Here is a 21,840-nt window from a genome sequence, read left to right on the forward strand (position 1 = left end):
GGCGTGAGCCGGTTCCTGTTTGTCGTCCCCCCGCTTGTCGGGCACATCAACCCGACGGTCGGGGTGGCGGCGCGGCTGGCCGCCGCCGGGCACGAGATCGGCTGGGTCGGGCCGAACGCCGCGCTGGCTCCGCTGGTCGGCCCGGACGCGGCCTTCTACCCGACGGGTCGGCCGCTGTCGGACGACCCGCTGGTGGGTCGACCGCCGCAGCTGCGGGGGTTCGCGTCGCTGAAGTTCCTCTGGGAGGAGTTCCTGGTTCCGCTCGCCGAGCACATGGTTGCGGTGGTGGACGCCGCGGTGGACGAGTTCGGTCCCGATGCGCTGCTGGTCGACCAGCAGGCGATGGCCGGGGCGCTGGTGGCCGAGCGTCGGGACCTCCCGTGGGCGACGTCGGCGACGACGTCGGCGGAGCTGGTGCAGCCGCTGGCGGAGATGCCGAAGGTGGCGGCGTGGCTCGACGACCTGCTCGCTGGACTTCGGCGTCGGCACGGCTCGACGGCGGCGACACACGACCTGCGCTTCTCCCCTCATGGAGTGCTGGCGTTCAGCACGGCGGAGTTGGTGGGGCCGGTCGACGGCAAGGTGGTGTTCGTCGGGCCGTCGATCGACTCACGGCCGGACGACACGCCGTTCCCCTGGTCCTCGCTGGACGGGCGACCGGTCGTCTTGGTGACGTTGGGCACGGCCAACGCCGAGGCCGGCGGGCCGTTCCTGGCGGCGGCGATGGAGGCGTTGAGCGGGTTGTCGGATCTGGCGCAGGGCGTCGTCGTTGATCCAACGGGTGAGCTTTGCTCGAATGTTGACGTCTTGGTCGTGCGCCGCGTCCCTCAACTAGCGCTGCTGCCGAGGTGCTCGGTCGTGGTCTGCCACGGCGGTCACAACACGGTGTGTGAGGCCCTCAGTCACGGAGTGCCGCTGGTCGTCGCCCCGATCCGGGACGACCAGCCGATCATCGCCCAACAGGTTGTCGACGCGGGCGCGGGCGTGCGAGTCCGGTTCGGCCGCATCGGAGCAGCGCTGCTGCGTTCGAGCATTGCGTCAGCTTTGGACGAGAGCTCCGGCTATGCCGAAGGGGCGCGGCGGATCCAGAAGTCGTTCGCGTCGGCCGGCGGCACCGACGCCGCGGCGAACTGGCTGAGCGAGCTCGCCGCGACCCGGACAAGTGGGCTGAAGCGGTAGTGGAACTGTCCGACAAAGGCATCGGGGGCGCGGTCGACCGTCGCGAGCTGGTGTTCGACGAGCGATTCGAGAATCGCCTCGGCGGTGCGCTGGTCGCAGCCGAGCACCACAGCCGCGCCCCTCGTGGTCAGCGGCTCGGTGGCGGCGTCGGCGAGCCGGAAGAACGCGTCGCGGTGCGCGGGCGCGAGCGACCGACAGCTCAGCTCGATGCTGTTGACCAGGTCGACGCGGGCGTTGACCAGCTCGTCGAGCCAGTCACGGCGGTGTCGGAGCCGGTCGAGCAGCACCGCGATGGTCCAGTGCGGCCGGACGGCGAGCCGGTTGGCCGCGGCGACCAGCGCCATCGGCGACGCCTCGAACAGTCGGATCAGCCGGCGGGCCTGCGGCAGCTCGGCCCGCAGCCGACGCCAGCCGATCACCGAGCCCAGCAGTTCGAGGGCCTCGTCCTCGGCCGGGGGCCGCAGGTCGACGGCAAGACTCGTGCCACGCAGCGGCAGCCTCGTGCGGCAGCTCACGATCACCGCGCACCCGCCGCCGCTGGGCATCAGCGGCGCCAACTCGACCGTGCTCACCGCGTTGTCGATCAGAACCAGCACGCGTCGCTCCGCGGTCCAGCCCCGGAGCAGGTGGCTGCGTTCCTCGATGCTGTCCGGGAGCTGCGCGCCGGTGCCGCGGATGGCGCGGAGAAAGCCGGTGAGCGCCTCGACCGGGGTCTGCTCGGCCAGGTCGGCGTGCAGCTGACCGTGCGGGAAACGGGCTCGGACGCGGTGCGCGAGGTGCGTGGAGAAGGCGGTCTTGCCCGATCCCGGCGGCCCGACGACCGAGACGACCGCGGGCGCGGAGCGCGACGGCTGCTGGAGCGGACTCTCCGCCGCGGCCAGTTCAGCCGTCCGGCCGACGAAGACCGGCAGGTCGGGAGGCAGCTGCGCGGGCGGCTCCAGCCAGCTGCCGCTGCGCAGCGCGCCGGTCGGCGTCAACGCGTCGAGCTGGGGGTTGCCGACCAGCAGACCGCGGTGGACCTGCTGCAACTGCTGCCCCGGTTCGAGGCCGAGGTCGTCGATGAGCGTGGTCCGGATGCGCTGGAACACGTGCAGCGCCTCGGAGCGCCGGCCGAGCAGGTGCAGCGCCATCATCAGCTTGACGTGCAGGCCCTCGTGCGCCGGATAGTCGCGGACCAGCGTGCTCAGGTCGTTGATGACCTCGTGGTGGTGGCCGAGCATGAGCTCGACCTCCATGCGCTGGTCGATCACGCCGACCCGGGTCTCCTCCAGGCTGCGGATGTGGTGTTCGAGCACTGGGCCGGCGTCGACGTCGCTGAGCGCCGAACCTCGCCACACCGCCAGCGCCGCGCGGAAGGTCTCGGACGCCGCCTCGACGTGGCCACCGTCCAACTCGGACCGTCCACGTGCGACAAGTCCGGCGAACCGGCCGGCGTCGACATTCTGTTCCGGCAGCGTGAGGGCGTAGCCGACGTGCCGGGTGTGCAGCACGGACACGCCCATGTCGTCGGCGGCGAGCAGGCGGCGCAGATGTGACATATAGGTCTGGAGCGTGCCCATCGCCTTGCTCGGCGGCTCCGGTCCCCACAGCTCCTCGATGAGCTGCTCGGCTCGCACCACGGTGTTCGCGTTGAGGGCGAGCAGGGCGAACAGCTGGCGCAGCTTCGGCTGCGACGGGGTGATCCGCTTCTCGCCGCGAGCGACCTCGAACTGACCGAGCACCCGCACCTGCATGTCCCAACACCTCCCGCCAGAGGTTGTGCCCAGTGCGCAGTTCCTATCGCGCCGTGGCGGTCCCGTCTAGCCGGGGTGAACGGACAGTCACGCACAGTGCCCGAACGAGCGGGGCACATGGGTCAATCGTCCCGGTGTGTTCACTCGCCGTGACGTGTGTGACGCATCTCGTTGATCACTGTTCACGCCCGGGTGATGCGCCCCGATCGCCGGACACTGCGAGAATCGGGGGCATGGCAGAGGTGAAGGCAACCGCCGAGCGGGTCATCGACAAGCCCTCGGACGCGGTCTACGCGGCGCTGGCGGACTACGCCGGCGCCCGGGCAGGGATCCTGCCCGAGAACTACAGCGAGTACGAGGTGCTCGCGGGCGGCACGGGTGCGGGCACCAAGGTGCACTGGAAGCTGCAGGCGACCAAGAAGCGGGTGCGGGACTGCCTGCTCGAGGTCACCGAGCCGGCCCCGGGCACCCTGGTCGAGTCGGACCAGAACTCGACCATGGTGACGACCTGGACGGTCAAGCCCCAGGGCGAGGGCGCCAGCTCCGTGCACGTGCAGACGACATGGCAGGGCGCCGGCGGCGTGGCCGGCTTCTTCGAGGGCACATTCGCGCCGCTGGGGCTGCGCCGTATCCACACAGCGACGCTGGACAGGCTGGCCGCAACCGTTCGCAGCTAGTTTCCGTGGGTCTTACTCGGCCTTGTTCGCTCGATCGAGTGAACAAGGCCGAGAGATCATGGCGGACTACGGGCACCCGGTACGCTCCCGTCACCGCGAGCACGGCAACGGCGAGGTGAACCCGAGTGCTGTCGGCAGTCCATCACGGAGACGGGGGCGGCACGGGCGCGGGCCGATCGGCATGAGCGTCCCGCAGCCGCGGCAACCGATCGGATCTCGCGAGCGGATCAGACTCACCAAGAAGTGGGCCTACCTGGTCGCGAAGTCCAACTATCTGCCGCTCACCCACGGGGAGATCGAGTCCCAGTTCGGCGCCATGCTCGACCAACTGGTCCGGGCGGCCGAGGTGGAGCCGGTGGACATCGCGGCCGCCGGTCGCGTCGGACGGCAGCTGATCGCCCTCAACTGCGTCAGCGACGACACCCTGACCTGCACCGTCGAGGTGCTCGGCGCCGGACTGCTCGCCCAGCCCGAGCTGCGCGGACGCCACCAGGTCGCGCAGCGGGTCGTCACCGCGCTCGGCGCGCTGGCCGCCGGCTACGCCGACTCGGGCAAGCAGTCGATCTTCGAACAGCAGCAGAACCTCACCAAGTCGCTGTTCAGCGCGGCCAAGGAGACGCAGCAGAGCCTCACCGCGGCGCTGGCCCGGTTCGACGAGGTGGCCGCCGCCTCGGCCAGCGGCATCGGCATCACCGACCGGGCCGGCCGCTTCGTGCGCAGCAACGAGGCGCTGCGGGCGATCCTCGATCTCAGCGAGAACGAGCTGTCCGGCATGAGCCTGTTCGACGTCATGCCCCAGGACGAGGCCATGCGGATGCGGACCGCGTGCACTGAGCTGACCGACGGCCGCACCGACCGGATTCGGCACCGCCGCACCACGCTGCTGTCCGACGGCGAGCCGGTGCGGCCGCTGCTGTCGATCGCGCCGATCCGCGGCGGCCGTGAGCTGATCGTCATCGTGGACGACGACTCCGAGCTGGCGCTGCTGCGCAACCAGCTCAAACACCAGTCGCTGCACGACGTGCTGACCGGGCTGCCCAACCGGCAGTACCTGAGCACGCGGCTGGAGACCTTGCTCAACCAGGTCGACCGGACCACCGGCGCCACGCTCTACCAACTCGACCTGGACGCCTTCTCCGTGATCACCGACGGCCTCGGGCGGCAGGTCGGGGACCAGGTGCTGTGCAGCGTCGGCGATCGGCTGCGGTCGGCGTTCCTCGGCGAGCGGGCCATGGTCGCCCGGCTCGGCAACGACGAGTTCGCGGTGCTGGTGGAGAACTCGCCGGCCACGCCCGACGTGCTGACGATGATCGGGCGGATCAACGACCAGCTGGCCGAGCCGGTCTACCTGACCGACGGTCAGGGCGTCGCCGCGTCCGCGACCATCGGCGTCGTGCACCGGCCGCCGGCCGAGATGTCGATGGAGGACGTGCTGCGGACCGCCGACCTGACGCTGCGTCGGGCCCGGTCCAAGGGCACCCCGTGGGAGCTGCACGACGCCCGCCTCGACGTCGACGACCGGACGCGGTACGGCATGGCCGCGGTGCTGGCCGGGGCATGGGAGACCGGAGAGGTTCGGCTCGTCTTCGACCGTCAGGTGGAGCTGGCCAGCGGTCGTACCCATGCCGTGCAGGCCATGCTGCGGTGGGATCGGCCCGGGCACGGCGTCGTCGACCACCGGCAGTGCGTCGACCTCGCCGAGCGGACCGGGCTGATGCCGTCGCTGGGCGACTGGCTGCTCCGGGGCGCCTGCGAGCAGGCCGCCGAGCTGGCCGACGCGCCGCCCGTCGAGGTCAGTCTGCCCGCCGGCCTGGCCAACGACGAAGACCTCGTCGCCCGGGTGCTGCGTGAAGTGGGTCAGTCCGGTCTGCCGACCTCCCGTCTCCGCCTCGGACTGCCCGCCGGCTCGCTCGGCGGCGTCGCCTCCGACAACCTCGCCTACCTGGTCGAGAACGGCATCGACGTGGTCGTCGAGGAGTTCGGCATCGGGCCCATGGACCTCGCCCACCTCGAGGACCTCAAGCTTCGCTCCGTTCGGATCGCCCGGTGGCTCGTCGAGCGCCAGGCCCGCCCCGAGGGTCCCGGCTCCGTCGTGCTGCGCTCGCTGACCCAGCTCGTGGCCATGGCCCACGAGGCCGGCACCACCGTCGCCGTCACCGGAATCGAGTCCGCCGCACAGGCCGACTGGTGGCGTGACCTCGGCTGCGACATCGCCGCCGGCCCTCATTTCGGCCCCGCCGACTCCTTCCACGCCGCCGCCCAGTAGCCGGGCCGTCCCCACCGCGCGACGCCGCCGCATTCACGCAGTGCCGCCGCGCTTCACCATCGCGCCGGCCGCCGACCAAAGCTCCGGAGGTGGAGCACCGCGTCAGCAAACGAGCAACGCGCCACCGCTGGAGGAAAGCAGCAGCACTGGAGCACTGCGTCTGCACTCGATCAACGCCTCGGCAATCGAGCAACGCATCACCGGCCGAGGAGAGCGGCAGCACTGGAGCAGTGCGTCGGCACTGGAGCAATGCGTCGGGCTTGGAGGAGTGCGTCGACATTGGTGCAGCGCGTCGGCGGACGAGCAATGCGCACGCCTTCGAGCAAAGCTGCGGCATTCGAGCAAAGCGCACGCCTTCGAGCAATGCGTCAGCGGACGAGCCGGGCCGCGGCGTTAGAGCAGTGCGTCGACACTGGAGCAATGCGGTGGCACTGGAGCAGTGCGTCCGGCTTCGAGGTGTGCGGCGGCGGTCGAGGCAGGCAGCGGGCGCGCGGGTCCGATGGCTGGAGCGGTCAGCGCCGCGGTGAGCAGCGGGGTGAGGCGGTCAGCAGTGGGGTGGGGTGCCAGCGGGGGCGAGGGTGTTGGTGGCCCAGGCGAGGGCGGCGGTGAACCAGTCGGGGGCGTGCGGGGAGAGGTTGAGGTCGTGGCCGGCGTCGGGTTGGAGGTAGGTGGCGACGCACGGGGAGTGGGGGTAGTGGGCGGCCTCGTGTGAGAGGGCGATGGCGTAGGCGAGGTCTTGTTGGCCGGCGGCGATGAGGACGGGGACGGCGATGGCGTCGGTGGTGGACGCGGACTGGGCGACGAGGGTGTCGGCGATCTCGGCGGTGGTGACGGTGTCCTTGGTGGCCTCGTCGGCGGCGACGACGGAGGGATCGTCGTGGTCGCCGTGCCAGAAGATCTGGCGGGTGCCGGGGCTGGTGGTGAGGTAGGTGGGGTCGAGGGGCCGGGAGGCGAAGCGGGGGTCGCTCGCCTGCGGGACGAGGGAGGCGGCCACGGGGATGGCGGCGGCGGGTTGGACCTCGTGGGCCATGCCGGTGACGAGCAGTGCGTCGACGTCCGAGTAGGTGGCGGCCTCGTACCAGGCGACGACGGAGCCGTAGGAGTGGCCGGCGAGGAGGACGCGGGTGAAAGGTGTCGGGGAGAGCTTGCCGAGCCGGGCGGCGTTGACGACCTGGTGGACGGCGCTGGCCTCGGTGGCGTTGGTGAGCAGGGCGCCGGCGGGGTGCGAGCTGGCGCCGGTGCCGGGACGGTCGAGGGCCAGCGTGGTGTAGCCGGCGGCTACGGCGCGGCGGACGTAGGAGTAGGTGTCCGGCTGCTGGGGGAAGTCCCAGTAGGAGCGGTTGTACGTGGCGCCGGCGAGCAGGATCTGCAGGGTGGGGGCAGGGGCTGCGCCGGACCAGCAGAGGGAGCCGGCGACGGTCTGGGTGCCGGCCAGCGGCATGGTCGCGGGGATCGCGACTTCGCGGCAGGTGGGCGCGGCCGAGGTGGGCGCGATCGAGGGCGGCAGGGCCGAGGTAACCGCGAGGACGTGCGCGATTGAGATGGGCGCAGGTGGGGGCGAGGCGAAGGCGGGCGCGGTCGAGATGGGCGTGAGCGTTGCGGCAAGGGTGACGCCGACGAGCAGAGCCGCTGCCTTGGACACGGGCGGAGTTTAGGTAAAGAGGGTGGCATGGGGTGTCATCGCCGCACCGGTCCACCCGGTGCGGCGATGACTTCACTCGATCAGCTGACGGTGTAGCTGTAGGGGAGGCCGATCAGTTCGGAGCCCTGGTCGATGAGGGGGTTGAAGGTGTCGACGTAGACGGTGCCGTGCACGGTGGCGCCGGCGGGGCCGGCGGGCTTGAGGGTGATCTTGATGGTGCGGGTGGCACCGGCCGGGATGAAGACGGGGGTGGCGGCCGGGGCGGCGATGGCCCGCTGCCAGTAGTCGCCGGTCTCGGACGAGAACCACGGGTCGAAGGGAGCGGTGAGGGCGGTGGCGGAGATCGTGGCGGTGCCGGCGGGGGCGCCGTTGGGGTAGGGCCCGACGGACTGGACGTCGGTGCCCCAGGTGCCGGTGGCGAGCTGGTTGGCCGAGGCGGTGTCGGTGACGGCGTGGTCGGGCCGGTTGGTGGCCAGGGCCAGCTTCTCCGGCGCGCCCTTGGCGTTGTACATGTCGAGGTCGACGGGCAGCGAAGCGGTCACGGTGGTGGACAGCTTGCCGGTGTGGGGCGGAACGAGGTAGTTGGGCGGGGCGGTGTCGCTGGTGTGCAGGGGCAGCGTCAGCGACGTGGCGCCGTCGGTGGGGGTCAGTGCGACCTTGGCCTGCCCGGCGAGCCGGGGGTCGAGGAAGAACCACTGACCGGTCAGCCCGGTGTTGGTGACGTCGACGGACGCGGTCACGGTGCTGCCGGACTTGATCGAGCCGCCGGCGGGCAGGCCGGTGGCCCGCGCGGAGGTGGCGTCGAAGCGGACCTTGCCGCTGACCTGCTCGCTGAACTCCTTGCCGCTGATGGGATTGGTGAGGATCACCAGCAGCTGCCACCGGCCGGCCACGGGGCGGTCGACGGTGAGGCTGCTGCCGCCGTTGGCGGTCCGGGTCGAGGAGTCGTTCCACGTGCCCTCGGTGGCGTTGACGTCGCCGGAGAGCATCTGCCCGTCGGGGCTGACGAGGTAGAACTCCAGGGGCGTCCCGGAGTCGGGGGCGGCGAGGTCGACGGTGAGGCTCTGGTGCCCGCCGGGCACGTCGAGGTAGAAGCCCTGCCCGCCGCCGAAGCCACGGCCGACGCCGCCGATGACGTTGACGGAGAACTTGTTGTCCTGCCCCGCAACGGCGGGGATGAGGGCCCGCGCGTTGACCGGCACGGTCAGGTGCGAGCCGCCGATGGAGTCGAACTGGATGGACGACGGCACGTCGCCGGCCTTGGCCGGTAGCGCAACGGTGAAGTCGAACCGGGCGGAGCCGCCGGCCGGGATGATCTTGGCCGGGGTGCCGGTGATGTCGGCCGAGGCGAACTTCTTGCCGACGAACTCGATGGAGGCGTTGCCCCGGAAGGAGCCCGGGGTGAGCGGCGGCTCCTGGAGGTGGGCCCGGCCGTTGCTCCACACGATCTTGGCGGTCCACTTGCCGGGCACGGGGTCGTGCACGGTGATGTACTGGTTGTCGGCGAAGCCGTAGTCGTAGGACTGCTGCACGTACTTGCCGGACGGGTCGACGAGGATCACCGACAGCTGGCCGGAGCCCTTGGCGCCGGGCCAGACCATGGTGGTGTCCAGCAGCGGCGTGCCGGGCGGCACGGTGAAGATGATGGGCGCGGCGGCCAGGGCGCCCTCGGCCGGCAGTTTGTCCGAAGTGGACGGTGCGGTGATGCCGATGGTCCGCGCGTCGGTGAAGGTGGTGGCGCCGACGGTCCGGGACGTGTCGGTGACGACCTGGGGCCGGGTGCTGGTGTTGGTCAGGGTGATCGAGGTGTGCTGGCTGGTGCCGGCCTTGCCGCTGAGGCTGACCTGGTCCACGGACGGCACGAGACCGCCCTGCCCGAGCGCGGCCTTGACGGCGGCGTCGCTGTTGAGCAGCCCGGCGCCCTGCTGGTCGGCGGGCACGTTGAGGTCGGTGGCGGTGCCGGTGAGGATCCGCTTGACCAGGTCGGGCGAGGGCCGGGCGCCGTGGTGGGCCTGCTCGTAGGCCTGGATCACCAGGGCGGCGGCGCCGGCGACGAAGGGCGCGGACTGGCTGGTGCCGCCGAAGGGCTCGGTGGCGCTGGTGCAGTCGTCCCAACGCGGGTCGACGGTGCACGCGGCCATGCCGCCGTAGCCGGGAGCGACCAGGTCGGGCACCTTGCCGTTGAAGGTGGCGCCGCCCGAGGAGAGACCGGTGATGTTGTCACTGGTCCAGCCGGGATAGCCGTAGGCCTGGGCGTTGAGCCGCATCGCGGTGGTGGCGCCGACGCCGATGATCTGCGGGTCGCTGGCCGGGGAGCCGATGGTGCCGGAGATGCCGGAGTCGCCGGTGGAGGCGACGACGGTGACGCCGGCGGCCACGGCGGCCTTGTCGGCCAGGGTCACGGGGTCGGTGTCGGGGTCCGGATACGGGTTGCTGCCGAAGGATTCGCTGAGGATGTCCACCTTGTCGTGGTTCACCGCGTAGTCGATGCCACGCAGGATGCCCGAGGTGGACACGCCGTTCTGGCCGAAGACCTTGATGCCGATCAGCGACACGTCCGGCGCGAAGCCCCTGATCCTGATGTCGCAGCCCTTGGGCAGGCCGGAGTAGGGGAGCTCGGTGGACAGGTCGTAGGTGCGGGCGCCTTGCGCGGCAATGGAACTGGCGTCGCCGAAGGCCTCGCCGCCGCCGCTGGAGTCGTTCAGGCCGTCACCGGAGAAGTCCTGGTAGTCGGTGAAGACGTGGCTGCCGTCGGGGCGGATGAACTCGGGGTTGTCGATGTCGACGCCGTCGGCGAGGAAGGCGACCTTCACGCCCTTGCCGGTGACGGTCGACTGGGCCTGGGTGGTGTGGGTGAGGTCGAGCGCCTCCGGCTCCAGCAGGGGCTTGCTCGGGTCGGACGGGCAGATCTGCGGGCTGGGCTTGAGATCGGTGGCCGTCTGTTGTGGATAGAACGTCATGTCGGGCACGACGGCGGCGACGTTCGGGTTGGCCCGCAAGCGATCCGCCTCGGACGGCTTGACCTTGGCCGCGACGGCGCTGACGGTGTCGAACTGCTTGACGTCGGTGGCGCCGTGCGCGGAAAGGTCCTGCACGACCGGATTCTGGTCGCCGGTGACCGCGGCGGCGCGCTGTTCGGTCTGCACCTTGGGCTTGAGGTCCGGGTGCTGGTCCCGCATCACCACGATGACGTTCTGCGGCGCGGCCTGGTCGTCGGCGACGGCGACGGCGTTGGCCGCGATCGCCTGGGCCGGCGCGATCATCGCCACGAACACCGCGGCGGCCGCCGTCACCACGGCGGGCGCGACGGCTCTGCTCGTTCTCACGTGAGCCTCCCCGAATCTACGTTAGAGAGCCGCATCCTCTGCTGCCGCGCGTGGGCCCGTCTACCCCCGATCGACTGGCGCGACCGACTCCTGCCCCTTCGGTCGGGCATTTTCGTTATATCGGATGAATCCGGACAGTCCGGTCGAACACAGCACGGCGACGACGCAGGCCAGGCCGCCGGTCCAGATCGCCGGACGCACGCCGATCAGCGCGGCGGCGCCGCCGGCGCGGATCTGCGAGAGCTGCGGCCCGGCGGTGTAGCTGAGCAGTTCGATGCCGGCCAGCCGGCCCCGCAGATTGTCCGGAATGGTGTTGTTCCACATGGTCATGCGGAATAGTCCGCTGACGCAGTCGGCCGCGCCGGCCAGGGCCAGGAAGAACAGGACAAGCCAGACCGGTCCGGACCAACCGGCCCCGGCCATCGCCAATCCCCACGCGCCGGCGGCCAGCACGACCATCAGCCCGTGACGGTGCACTGTGGACATCCAGCCACTGGTGACCGTGACGGCCAGTGCGCCGACCGAGGTGGCGGCGTACATCATGCCCAGCGCCCAGGGTGCGCCGAGTTCGTCGGCCAGGAAAGGGAAAACGGCGTTGGGCATGGCCAACACCATGGCGGCTATGTCCACAAGGTAGGTTCCCAGCAGCTCCGGCCGGCTGCCGGCGTAGCGCAGGCCCTCCAGGATGCCGGCCAGCGACGGTTTGTCCGCATCGGACGGTGGTGGCACGGCTTTCAGTTGCCACAGCAGCAAAATCGACAGGACGAACGACAGCACGTCGCAGCCGTAGGCCACGGACACGCCGAAAGTGGCGGCGATCAGGCCGCCGATCGCGGGCCCGACGATGGCGCCGACGCTGAATCGGATGGAGCTCAGGGCGATGGCGGCGGTCATCTGCTCACGGGGCACGACCCGCGGCAGCAGCGAGTCCAGGGCCGGCCGCTGTATCGCGCCGAGCGCGGCGGCAGCGGCGCCGAAGACGTAGATCAGCCACAGCATCGGATGCGGCAGGAGCGCGTTCACCAGCAGCAGCAACGACAACAGGCCGAGCCCGACCTCGGTGAGCAGCACGATCCGGCTCCGGTCGAACGCGTCGGCCAGCGCCCCGCCGTACAGGCCGAACACGATCATCGGCGCCAGCTCGACCACGCCGATCGCGCCGACCGCGACGTAGGAGTCGGTGAGCTGCTTGACCTGCAACGGCACGGTCACGTACGTGATGAACATGCCCAGCATGGAGATCGCGCCCGACGACCACAGCAGCCGGTAGTCGCGCGAGGTCCGCCACGGACTCAGGTCGAGAACAGTCACAGCCCCACCTCGCTAGCGCTCGGCGAGTCTGCGACCAATGCCGCTGTGTTGAATGGTGCCCTCGCAAGCTCGGTCACAGCCAGTCATGGTGACCGCACGGCCGGCGCGAACGCCACCGATTAAGGGATGCAGGTGACTCCGCTGGCGTCGAGCTGCGGCCGGTCCGGTGTGGCGGTCGTGGTGGGGGTGGACGGCGCGAGCTGAAGCTGACCGCCGCCGGTCACGCCCTGGGACGCGGTGGATCCGGGCCCGTGGTAGGCGTTTCCGAGCAGCACGCGCACATGTCCGGGCGACACCGCGGAGCTGACGGCCATCGGCAGGTCCCCAAGCGCGGTGGCGACCTTCTGCGCGGCGGCCTTGTCGGCGGCCGAGTACTCGACCAGCGAGGTGGCGCGCTTGGTCCCGGTGAGCACGTCGCCCTTGCCGTAGCCCTGCGCGACGAGCAGGTCCGACACCCGCGCGGCCAGACCGCCCTGGGTGCTGGAGTTGTACACGTCGACGGTGGTCGCCGCGTTGGCGTTGGGCGCCGACGTGGTGGTCGGGGCGGTGCTGGTGTCGGGCTGCTTGCCGACCTTGCTGAACAGGGCCTTCACCCACGCCTGCACGGCGGTGGGCGACACCATGACGACGTTGGTGCCGTCGTTGAGCCGACCGTCGACGTTGGTGACGGGCATGGTGTTGAAGGTGATGCTGCCGCCGGTCAGGCCCTGCAGCTCGCCGGCGAAGTCCAGCAGCTGCCAGCCGTTGTCGACGGTGATCGAGTTGGTCACGGCCTTGATGATGTCGTTGAGCTTGGCCGGGTTGGCGAGCACGCCGGTGGACAGCATCTGGTGGGCCATCGAGGCCAGGAAGGCCTGCTGCCGGTGCTCGCGGTCGAGCTCGTTGATCAGGCCGTGCCGCTGCCGCACGAACTGCAGCGCGGTCAGGCCCTGCACGGTCTGCGGGCCGGCCTTGAAGTTGGCGCCGGACAGGTCGTCGGACGTGTCGTGCAGCAGGCACACCGGCACGCCGCCGATGGCGTCGCTGATCTGCGCGAAGCCGAACAGGTTGACCTCGGCGTAGTGGTCGATGGTGACGCCGGTGAGCGTCTCGACGGTCCTGATGGTCTTGCTGCGGCCGCCGTCCATGGAGCCGAGCGTCAGCTTCTGCTGATCCTTGACGCCCTGCTTCTCCAGCTCGGCCTTCTTCTCGTTGAAGCCGTAGCCGAAGGCGGCGTTGATCTTGTCTTTGCCGTTCTCGCCGTCGATCGCGACGTAGGAGTCGCGGGGAATGGAGAACGCCGAGGCGGCGGTGCCGTCGCCGGGCACGTGCACCACGATCAGCGTGTCGGCCTCGATCTCGCCGTCGTCGGGGCCGGCGTGCAGCGAGTCGAGCAGGTTCTGGGGCAACGGCAGGCCGTGCGCGTCGGTTCGGCTGTCCATGCCAACCAGCAGGATGTTCATGTCCTGCCCCGGGGTCTTCGGCGTGGCCGTCTTGTCGATCACGTCGGCGTGCGAGACGTTCGCTTCCGCGTTGGAGATCGTCGACCAGCCGTAATACGTGGTGCCCAGCACTAACACCGACACCGCCGCGACCACGCTCTTGCCGCCGATGAGGGCAATGCGCGTGCCTACGCCCGCCATGCGACCAACCACCTCCTCGCCCACGCCCACACCACCGGAACTCTTCCGGTCCCCGAATGCTCAGACGCCGTCCGGACCAGGCTGGTTGCAGTGGACCAGGCTACCGGGCGGGCAGGACGCCCCCTGCCCGCCGGCGACGGCTCTCACTGCGAGGGTACAGAGGTGTGGACCACAGCCGCGGTGGCGAGGTCGGCGATGGCCGTGCCGATGGACTTGAGCAGGGTGACCTCGCCCTCGTCCTGACGGCCAACGGCGGCGCCCGAGCACAGGTCGAACAGGGTGCCGCGGATCTTGGGGGCGATGCCGGCCACGGTCGGCTGGGCCAGGTCGCCGGATTCGGTCAGAGCCGTTGACGTGTCGAGGAAAACCGACGCGTCGGCGATCAGGGCATCGTCGCCTTCCCTGGTGTACGGCGTGAAACTCCCCGCGAGGTGCACGAAAGTGCCGGGTTTGACCCAGGCGCCGGGCAGCACGGGCGTCGACGTGGCCACTGTGGCGCAGACCACTGCGTCAGCCGTCGCAAGGGCGGCTTCGAGATCTGTGACGGCCGCCACCATCACGCCGTCGCAGACGAAGCCCGGCGTGTCCCCCAGCACCAGCAGCCGGTCGATCTCGAACACCGCCTGGTACGCCTGGGCCGCGGCGCGGGCGAAGCGGTCCTCGCCGATGACCAGCAGGGTCCTGATGTCCGGCCGGGCCAGGTAACCGGCGGCCAGCGCGGACACGCCGGCCGTCGCGCGCCGGGTCAGCTCGCCGCCGTCCAGCACGGCCAGCGGATGCCCGGTTCGCCCGTGGGACAGCAGATACGTCGACGAGAACGACTCCAGGTCGGCGAGCACGTTGCGGGGAAACACAGTGCTCACCTTGACGCCCAGGTAGTTCCGGGTCCAGGAGGCGCCCAGCAGCATGGTGGCGTCGAGTTCGTTGTCCACCCGATGCCGGTGCACCTGCGGCGCGACGGTGGCCCGCTGCCCGTGCGCGAACGCGGTGCGCAGGGTGGGCACCAGCACGTCGAACGACAGCAGCTCGCCGATTCTTGCGGCGTCAACGGTCAACACCGTCGGTGGCCCCCCGCTTTCGGGCGCCCTCAGCTCACCTGGTGTGACCGCAGCGGCCCGACCTTCAGGCCTCGATGGTCGCATTCGGCGAGGATGCACGGCAATGCGCCCAGGGTCGCCGCCCACGAACCCGGCACGGAAGTGCAGTCGGAGTCGTGCAGCAGAATCGTGCCGCCGCCGTGCAGTCCCTTGACCACGGTGTCGTAGACGTGGTCGGGATTGGCGCGTTTTTCCCAGTCCCGGCCCCATGTCGTCCACAGGACCGGGGTCAGGCCGAGTCCACGGGCGGTCAGCGCGGCGGCCGTGGTCAGCACGCCGTAGGGCGGTCGGTACCAGCGTGGCGTCACACCGGTGACCTCAGTGATGTGCTCATGGGCTCGTGTGATGTCTGCACGGGTGCTGATCGGCCCACGCAGCAACAGCATCCGGTGCGTCCAGCCGTGCACGGCGATCTCGTGCCCGGCGGCGGCGATCTCCTTGCCCAGCTCGGGATAGCGCTCGAGCTCCTGGCCCAGCAGGAAAAACGTGGCGTGCACACGCTCCCGGGCCAACAAGTCAAGAAATCGTGGCGTGGCAACGGGATGCGGCCCGTCGTCGATGGTCAGCGCGACCCGGGACCGGTCGCCGACCCCGCTCAGGCCGGGCGCGAACCGTTGCCGCACCGGGCGGAATGTGGTGACCGCGGGCAGGGCGTGCGCCGCGAGCGCGACGGCCGCGCCGGCCAGCAGGGGGCGGATCACGCCGCCAGCTCCTCGATCGAGGCCTGCCGCACCGAGTGCCGGCTGGCCATGGCCGAGAGCTCGTCCAGGGTGGCGTCGAGGTCGCAGTCGCCGGTGGACTCGACCAGGATCACGCCCTTCATGCCGTGCCCCATGGCCGCGCCGCAGTGCACCGTCGCCGCCGGCACGATGATGCGTTCCCGGTGCATGGCAACGATTCCCACGTCGATGGCGTCGAGTTCGCCGTTGCTGATCATCAGCCGCGGCGACCGGCCGGTGACCGCGGCGACGCCGGCGGCGACCTGGCCGATGGAGGCCCGGCCGGTGAACACGCCGGTCTCGTACGGGGCGCCGTCGGCGGCGTTGACGATGGTCACGCCGGCTTTCGCCAGCGCCCGCACGGTTTCCGGCTGCGTGAGCAGCACCTTGGTGCTCACCGCGGCGGCGCCGTGCACGGCGGCCAGCTTGTCGATGGTGGAGGTGGACATCGGCTTGGTGCTGTCCACCGCGACCAGCACGTACACCGATCCGCCGCGGCGGCTGGCCGGGCCGGCCGACTGGAAGCCGCCGGCGACGGCGAGGCTCACGCCCACCGTGGCCAGCCACAGGACGGCCACGGTGGACGCGGCGGCGATCGCCAGCTTGCGGCGGCGGGAACGCAGCGCCGGCACCGGATCGTGGTGGGCCATTTCCCCGTCCAGGGCCACGGTCGGGCACAGCGTCGACAGCGGGACGTTGCCCGGTTCGGCGGTCAGCGCGGCGGCGAGGCCGTCGGGGTCACGGATCCACGGCACCAGGCCGGCGTCGTCCAGCGCGGCGGCGTTGGTGCGGCCGTGGCCGGCCAGGCAGCGGTAGGTGATCACCGGCAGCCCGGTGGCCAGCGCCTCCAGCGAGCTGAGGCCGCCCGCGTTCTGCACGACGACGTCACAGGCCCGCATGAGCGTTGGCATGTCGTCGATCCAACCGAGCGCGATGCCGTCGCCACTGTCGGTCAGGCGGCGGCGCAGCGTCTCGTTCTGGCCGCACAGCACGACCGGCGTCGCCAGCCCGATCTTGGCGATATCCCTTGCGGTGTCGGCAATGTCGCCCACGCCCCAGGAGCCGGCCACGACCAGCGCGAGCCGGCCTTCCAGCGGCAGGCCGAACTTCGCCCGCGCCTGGCGGCGTTGCGCGGCGTTCACGACCGGGCGGAACGCCGGGCCGACCGCCGGCCCGGTCACGGCGATGCGGCGGGCGCCGAGCCGGCGGGCCTGCTCGGCGGCGACCTTGTGCAGCGCGATGTGCAGGTCCACGTTGGGCGCGACCCAGAGGCGGTGCACGGACATGTCGGTGAGGTAGGTGACCACCGGCGCGGTCACCCGGCCCTTGCCCTTGAGACGGCTCAACGTCTGGCTGGGCATGGGATGCGTGGACACGATCAGGTCGGCGGACCGGACCGCGCGCAGCATGCGGCGGCCGGCGATGTTGAACAGCAGGCACACCAGCGCGGCGAACGGGCGGGACAGCTGCAACGCCCGCAGCAGGATGTCCCAGGTGCGGGGCGCGGCCTGCAACTGGCGCAGGTAGGTGGCGCCCAGCGCCCGTCCGGCCGATCCGGGCAGCATGTCGAGGTAGTCGTGAATGTCCACGCTGTGACCGTGATCGGTCAGGCGGCGCGCGAGCTCCCGCGCCGCGCCGTCATGGCCGGCGCCGACGCTGGCGGACACGATGACGACCCGGTTCACCTATCTCCAGCCTCACAAGGAAACCCGGTCGAGTCCGACCGGACGCGTGGAGACTAGCGAAGTCCGGATCTCCGGTTGAGCTGGCCTCGGCTCAGCCCGCGGCGGCGTGACTGTGGTCCAGATTGCTCCACCAGGTGTCGAGGTGGCGTCTGAGCACGCCGTTGAACAGTCCGGTCCAGCGCTGCACGTTGTGACCGGCCGGCTCGACCGGCACCAGCCAGCCGTCGGCCGCCTCCACCAGCACTTCCGCCGTTCGCCACAGCGCGCCGCCGAACACCGCCCGCTCGCCGGGGTCGTGCCGTGGCCCGTCGCGGCCGCCGATCACCACCGTGGTCATCGTGCGGGTCGCGGCGATGGCCTCCAGATCCAGCGGGGCCTGGCAGGCCGGCGTCTCGTTGCGGGCGGCCTCGGCGCAGCGCTCGGGCACGTCCAGTCGCGGCGGTTCCAGATAGCCCAGCGTGGTCTGGTACTCCCGCAGGAACTCCTCCCCCTCCATCTGCGGGCTCCGGTCGTACAGGTCGACCAGGCTGCCGGCCAGGTCCTCGACCAGCGAACTCCCTTCCACCAGTTGGAACAAGGGCGGTTCCACCAGCACGATCGACGACACCAGCGTCGGCGCCAGCTGGGCGGCCAGCAGCACGCCGGCGGCCGAGCCGCCGTGCGCCACCAGGTGGGCGGGGCCATTGCGGTCGAGCAGGTCGAGCAGCATCCGGGCGTCCGCGGTCCAGCCGGCGTTGGAGGCCCGGTCGGTGATCGCGTAGCCGGGGCGGTCCACGATGCCCAGGGCCAGGTCGTCGGCCAGCCGCAGCTGGCCCAGCCAGCTGGTGGAGCCGGTCATGGCGATGTCGTGCAGCAGGAGCACGCGGGGGTGTTCGGGCGCGCCGAGCCACAACACCGCGCCCGGATCGTCGGTCAGCGAGCCGGAATCGGGATCCGTGTGGCGCACCGCCCACCTCCTGTCCGCGTCGTCCTTCCGGTGAATACCGCTGACGAGGGCGGACCGTTCAATCCTCGGACTGGCTGGCCAGCACCCGGGCGACGCCGGCCCGGTTGGTCACGCCGAGCTTGGCGAAGATGTGCGTCAGGTGCGTCTCCACGGTCCGCACGCTCAGCACCAGCTTCTCGGCGATCTGCTGGTTGGTGCTGCCGGCGCAGACCAGTTCGGCGACGTCGAGCTCACGGGGCGACAGGGTGTTGGCCAGGGCCCCGGTGTGCGGGACGCGGACCCCGAGGCGGCGCTGCTCCCGCACCGCGGCGGCGTGCAGCTCCGTGGCCTCGGAGACGTTGAAGATGGCCGCGGCCACCTGGAGTTCGCGTAGCGCCTGGTCGCGGTGGCCGTCGCGGGCCAGGCACGTGCCGGCGAGCAGGCGGGCCGTGGCCTCCCACAGCGGCATGCCGATCCGCTCCGCCGCGGCCGCCGCCGTGAGCGCCTTGTCGGCGTCGCTGTCGGCGTAGGCCCAGGCCAGGTCGAGGAAGACGAGGTCGAGGTCGAGGCGCTCGTCGGCGAGGCGGCCGGCGCGCTCGGCCCACTGCCGGGCCGCGGTGTGGTCGCCGCGCAGCGCTTCGGCCCGGGCCAGCAGGAAAAAGCTGATCAGACGATTGAACGGGTCGATGGCCGACAGCTCCGGCCCGCCGGCGGCGAGCATCTCGTCCACCGCCGCGGCGTAGTTGCCGGCGTGCACCTGGGCCAGCAGCAACTGGTTGCGGGCCAGGGCGGCGAACATCGGGTTGCCGGAGCCGATCTTGGCGATGGCCCGGCGGCCGGCCCGGATCGCCGACGGGTGCTGGCCCCGCCAGCTGTTGAGCTGGCACCACACGCCCATCAGGACGCCCCGGCTGCCGACCTGCGGGTGCGTGGCCTCCAGCGCCTCGTCGGCGGCGGCCAGGCCGTCGGCGGTGCGGCCGGCGACGACGTAGGCGAAGGCCTGGCCGTGCAACAGCTGCGGCATGAAGTAGAGGTGGCCGTTGTCGCGGGCCAGCGTCACGGACTTGGTGAAATGGCGCAGCGCCAGCCGATGCTCGCCGATCAGCACCTCGGCCCAGCACAGCATGTGGATCGCCGGCAGCCAGCGCAGGAACTCGTCGTCGTCGCTGGCGTCGACCAGGCGCGCAGCGGCGAGCACCACCGGCACGGCCGCGAACCGGTTGCCGTCGGCGGCCTTGATGTAGGCGTCCAGGGCTGCGAACGGGACCGTCCAGCGGTTGCGGTCGTCGCTCGGGGCCGCGTCCAGGAACGGCTTGGCCGCCTGGATGTCGCCGCGCAGCGCCGCGTCCAACACCAGTTGCAGGCGCAGCGGGGCCGCCGCGTCGGAGTCCGGGTCCGGCTGGCGGTTCAGCTCCGCGGTCAGCAGCAGCCGGGCCCAGTCGTACTCGCCGCGCAGGTGCGCCAGCAGCGACGCGAACGAGGCCGCCCAGGCTCGGTCGTCCGGCGGCAGCGCCCGCAGCGCCGTGCCGAACGTCTCCAGCGCCGGCATGATGCGGCCGCTGATTCCTTGGCAGAAGGCCAGTTCCGTGCGGACCTTGATGTCGTCGTCGACCGCGAGGTGCAGCGCCGCCTCGAACCAGGCCGCCGCGAGCGCCGGCTGATGCGTGGCGACCGCGCGGGCCGCCGCGGTGAGCGTGTCCACCGCCGTCTGATCGCCGTACTTCGCCGACTTCAACACATGTTCGGCCCGGCGGGCCGCCGGCGCACCCACCTTCGCCAGATACGCCGCGATGCGGGCGTGGGCACCATGCCGCCAGCCCGCCGCCGCCGAGTCATAGGCGACCTGGCGCACCAGGCTGTGCCGGAAACGGAACCGGCCCGAGCCCTCCACCTCGCGCAGCACGTCCCGCGCCACCAAGTCGTCAAATGCTTGCAGCACAACGTGTTCCGACACCTCGGCGACGTGCGCGATGAGCGCCGGCTCGAAGGTGTCGCCCACGACCGCCGCCGACCTCGCCACCAGCGCCTCCGGCTGGGCCAGGCCCGCCAGCTCCGCCGCCAGCGTCGCCCGCGCCGCCTCCGGCAGCTCCACCCGGTCGTCCTGGGTCCGGGTGCGGGCCAGCGTGTCCAGGTAGAACGGGTTTCCGCCGCTCTCCTCGTACAGGCGATCCCTCATGTGCTGGCTCAGCGCCGGGCCAAGCAGCTGGTGGGCGTCCGCCGCCGACAGCGGGCCCAGATCGACCCGGACCGCGTGCTCCGCCAACGCCTTCGACAGGCGGAACGACACCTGGTGCGGGCGGTAGGCCACCACCAGCAGCACCGGCGCCGGCAGCGGATGGCGGACCAGGTAGTCGATCAGCTCCACCGTCGACTCGTCCGCCCAGTGCATGTCGTCCAGGACCACCACCGTCGGCGCCACCGCCAGCGCCCGCAGCAGCGACCGCACCGCCCGATACAGCCGGGCCCTCGGGACTTCCGTCACCGGCTTCTTCGACAACACCGGGAAAACCGCCGCCAGCAGCTGCGCCTCCGGCTCGCTCAGCCGGTCCGCCAGCGACGCGTCCACCTGATCCACCAGGGCATCCACCAGCGGCGCGAACGGCACGTCCCGCTCCTGCGCCGCCGCCCTCCCCCTCAGCGCCGGTCGGGACGCCGTGAACTCCGCCAGGAGTCTCGACTTGCCCATCCCCGGCTCGCCCACCACCTCCACCAGCCGGAACTCGCTCCTCGCCTGCGCCGCCGTGTCCGTCAGCCGCGCCAGCTGGGCCGCTCGGCCGACCAGCGGGCGGCCCTGGGCACGGTGCGGGATCAGTTGGGGTTCGAGGTGGTCCACGCCAACCTCCGTCCGCGCCGGTCGATCCTCTCGCCAGTCAAGAGCCCTCGGCGGCCGGCTGGATACCGGCCGCGAATGACCGTGCATCTGCACGCCGCCGTCCAGCATGGTCCGTGCAGGTGGAAAGGACAACGCCGCCCCCGCCCGCTACCCGCCGAATCCACCCGATGACACCAGGTGATCATCCCCGCATCGTCCCAGTTCACCCGACCGGTACCCCACTGTGGCCCGCCCGACAGCCCGGTATGCCGGCGGTCCCCCAGCCGGAGGCGCTATCGTGTGGCCACGGGCCGTTAGCTCAATCGGTAGAGCTGCGGACTTTTAATCCGTAGGTTCTGGGTTCGAGCCCCAGGCGGCCCACTCGCTCTGGGCGGCGCGTGTCCATGGAAAGCATGGACCGTGTCGCTCGTTGTGTTTTGTGGGGGCACGGCCCCCACGCCCCCACGCCGGGGCTTCGCCCCGGACCCCGTCGCGGGTGGGCTACTCCTCATGGTCGAGGGTGGCCGTGACACCAGTCGACTACGGATAGTGATATAGCGGTTACGGGGTGTTTGAGGCGATGATGGCCATTGTGGGCGGACTCGGTTTGTTGGTCCTTTCGCGGGTGCTTGCCGACAAGCGGGTCGGCGCCAAGTGACGTGAGACAGTCTGCTTCGGGCAAGGGCTGCGCCGGATACGAAGTTGCCGAAGAGGACCAGGTCCTTGCCGGCTACTTGGAGGAGATCGGGCTCCTGTCGTTCGAACAGGTCGTGTCGCGGCGGCTGGTGGTAGCGCAGTGACGGCAGCCTCGTCGAGCGGGAGCGTCGGCGGATCTGGTCGGCCAGA

General features: G+C 71.1%; 13 protein-coding genes and 1 tRNA gene. 4 read left to right on the forward strand and 10 right to left on the reverse strand.

Annotated features, from left to right (window positions below):
- Positions 1–3: 3 nt before the first annotated feature.
- Positions 4–1,179, forward strand: coding sequence for a glycosyltransferase (locus ACIG5F_RS16940; protein WP_396518618.1), 1,176 nt, complete (start codon positions 4–6; stop codon positions 1,177–1,179).
- On the opposite strand, the gene ACIG5F_RS16945 is transcribed toward ACIG5F_RS16940, so the two are convergent.
- Positions 1,062–2,912, reverse strand: a complete 1,851-nt coding sequence (locus ACIG5F_RS16945) for a BTAD domain-containing putative transcriptional regulator (RefSeq protein WP_396518619.1) — start codon at positions 2,910–2,912, stop codon at positions 1,062–1,064. The genes ACIG5F_RS16940 and ACIG5F_RS16945 overlap by 118 nt on opposite strands.
- A 233-nt stretch (positions 2,913–3,145) precedes the next feature.
- Here ACIG5F_RS16945 and ACIG5F_RS16950 point away from each other — a divergent pair, with 233 nt between their 5' ends.
- Positions 3,146–3,589: an SRPBCC family protein gene (locus ACIG5F_RS16950; RefSeq protein ID WP_396518620.1), complete on the forward strand. Its 444-nt coding sequence runs from the start codon at positions 3,146–3,148 to the stop codon at positions 3,587–3,589.
- Positions 3,590–3,770: 181 nt separating this feature from the next.
- Complete coding sequence (locus ACIG5F_RS16955) at positions 3,771–5,855, forward strand: putative bifunctional diguanylate cyclase/phosphodiesterase (RefSeq protein WP_396518621.1); 2,085 nt, start codon at positions 3,771–3,773, stop codon at positions 5,853–5,855.
- A 544-nt stretch (positions 5,856–6,399) separates the two neighbouring features.
- Here ACIG5F_RS16955 and ACIG5F_RS16960 read toward each other — a convergent pair.
- The 9 genes from ACIG5F_RS16960 to ACIG5F_RS17000 all read right to left on the reverse strand — a co-directional run bounded on the left by ACIG5F_RS16960 (position 6,400) and on the right by ACIG5F_RS17000 (position 21,015).
- Positions 6,400–7,497 carry an alpha/beta hydrolase gene (locus ACIG5F_RS16960; protein ID WP_396518622.1) on the reverse strand — a complete coding sequence of 366 codons (1,098 nt, stop codon included), beginning with the start codon at positions 7,495–7,497 and terminating at the stop codon, positions 6,400–6,402.
- A gap of 80 nt (positions 7,498–7,577) precedes the next feature.
- Positions 7,578–10,823 (reverse strand): S8 family serine peptidase, encoded by a 3,246-nt coding sequence (locus tag ACIG5F_RS16965; RefSeq protein ID WP_396518623.1) that lies wholly within the window; start codon positions 10,821–10,823, stop codon positions 7,578–7,580.
- 60 nt (positions 10,824–10,883) lie between these two features.
- Complete coding sequence (locus ACIG5F_RS16970) at positions 10,884–12,134, reverse strand: MFS transporter (protein ID WP_396518624.1); 1,251 nt, start codon at positions 12,132–12,134, stop codon at positions 10,884–10,886.
- Positions 12,135–12,253: 119 nt separating this feature from the next.
- Positions 12,254–13,756 (reverse strand): LCP family protein, encoded by a 1,503-nt coding sequence (locus tag ACIG5F_RS16975; RefSeq protein ID WP_396518625.1) that lies wholly within the window; start codon positions 13,754–13,756, stop codon positions 12,254–12,256.
- Between the two features lie 143 nt (positions 13,757–13,899).
- Positions 13,900–14,814 carry an ornithine cyclodeaminase family protein gene (locus tag ACIG5F_RS16980; protein WP_396518626.1) on the reverse strand — a complete coding sequence of 305 codons (915 nt, stop codon included), beginning with the start codon at positions 14,812–14,814 and terminating at the stop codon, positions 13,900–13,902.
- 29 nt (positions 14,815–14,843) lie between these two features.
- Positions 14,844–15,554 (reverse strand): polysaccharide deacetylase family protein, encoded by a 711-nt coding sequence (locus ACIG5F_RS16985; RefSeq protein ID WP_396518627.1) that lies wholly within the window; start codon positions 15,552–15,554, stop codon positions 14,844–14,846.
- Positions 15,551–17,257 carry a glycosyltransferase gene (locus tag ACIG5F_RS16990; RefSeq protein ID WP_396518628.1) on the reverse strand — a complete coding sequence of 569 codons (1,707 nt, stop codon included), beginning with the start codon at positions 17,255–17,257 and terminating at the stop codon, positions 15,551–15,553. Before ACIG5F_RS16990 ends, ACIG5F_RS16985 begins: the two co-directional genes overlap by 4 nt.
- Positions 17,258–17,348: 91 nt before the next feature.
- Positions 17,349–18,203, reverse strand: coding sequence for an alpha/beta fold hydrolase (locus ACIG5F_RS16995; RefSeq protein ID WP_396518629.1), 855 nt, complete (start codon positions 18,201–18,203; stop codon positions 17,349–17,351).
- Between the two features lie 58 nt (positions 18,204–18,261).
- A complete protein-coding gene (locus tag ACIG5F_RS17000; protein ID WP_396518630.1) occupies positions 18,262–21,015 on the reverse strand; it encodes a helix-turn-helix transcriptional regulator in 2,754 nt (917 codons plus the stop codon).
- A gap of 287 nt (positions 21,016–21,302) precedes the next feature.
- Here ACIG5F_RS17000 and ACIG5F_RS17005 point away from each other — a divergent pair.
- Positions 21,303–21,375 (forward strand) — tRNA-Lys (locus ACIG5F_RS17005).
- Positions 21,376–21,840: the final 465 nt, after the last annotated feature.

The sequence above is a fragment of the Kutzneria sp. NPDC052558 genome, from assembly GCF_044547355.1.
Taxonomy (GTDB): domain Bacteria; phylum Actinomycetota; class Actinomycetes; order Mycobacteriales; family Pseudonocardiaceae; genus Kutzneria.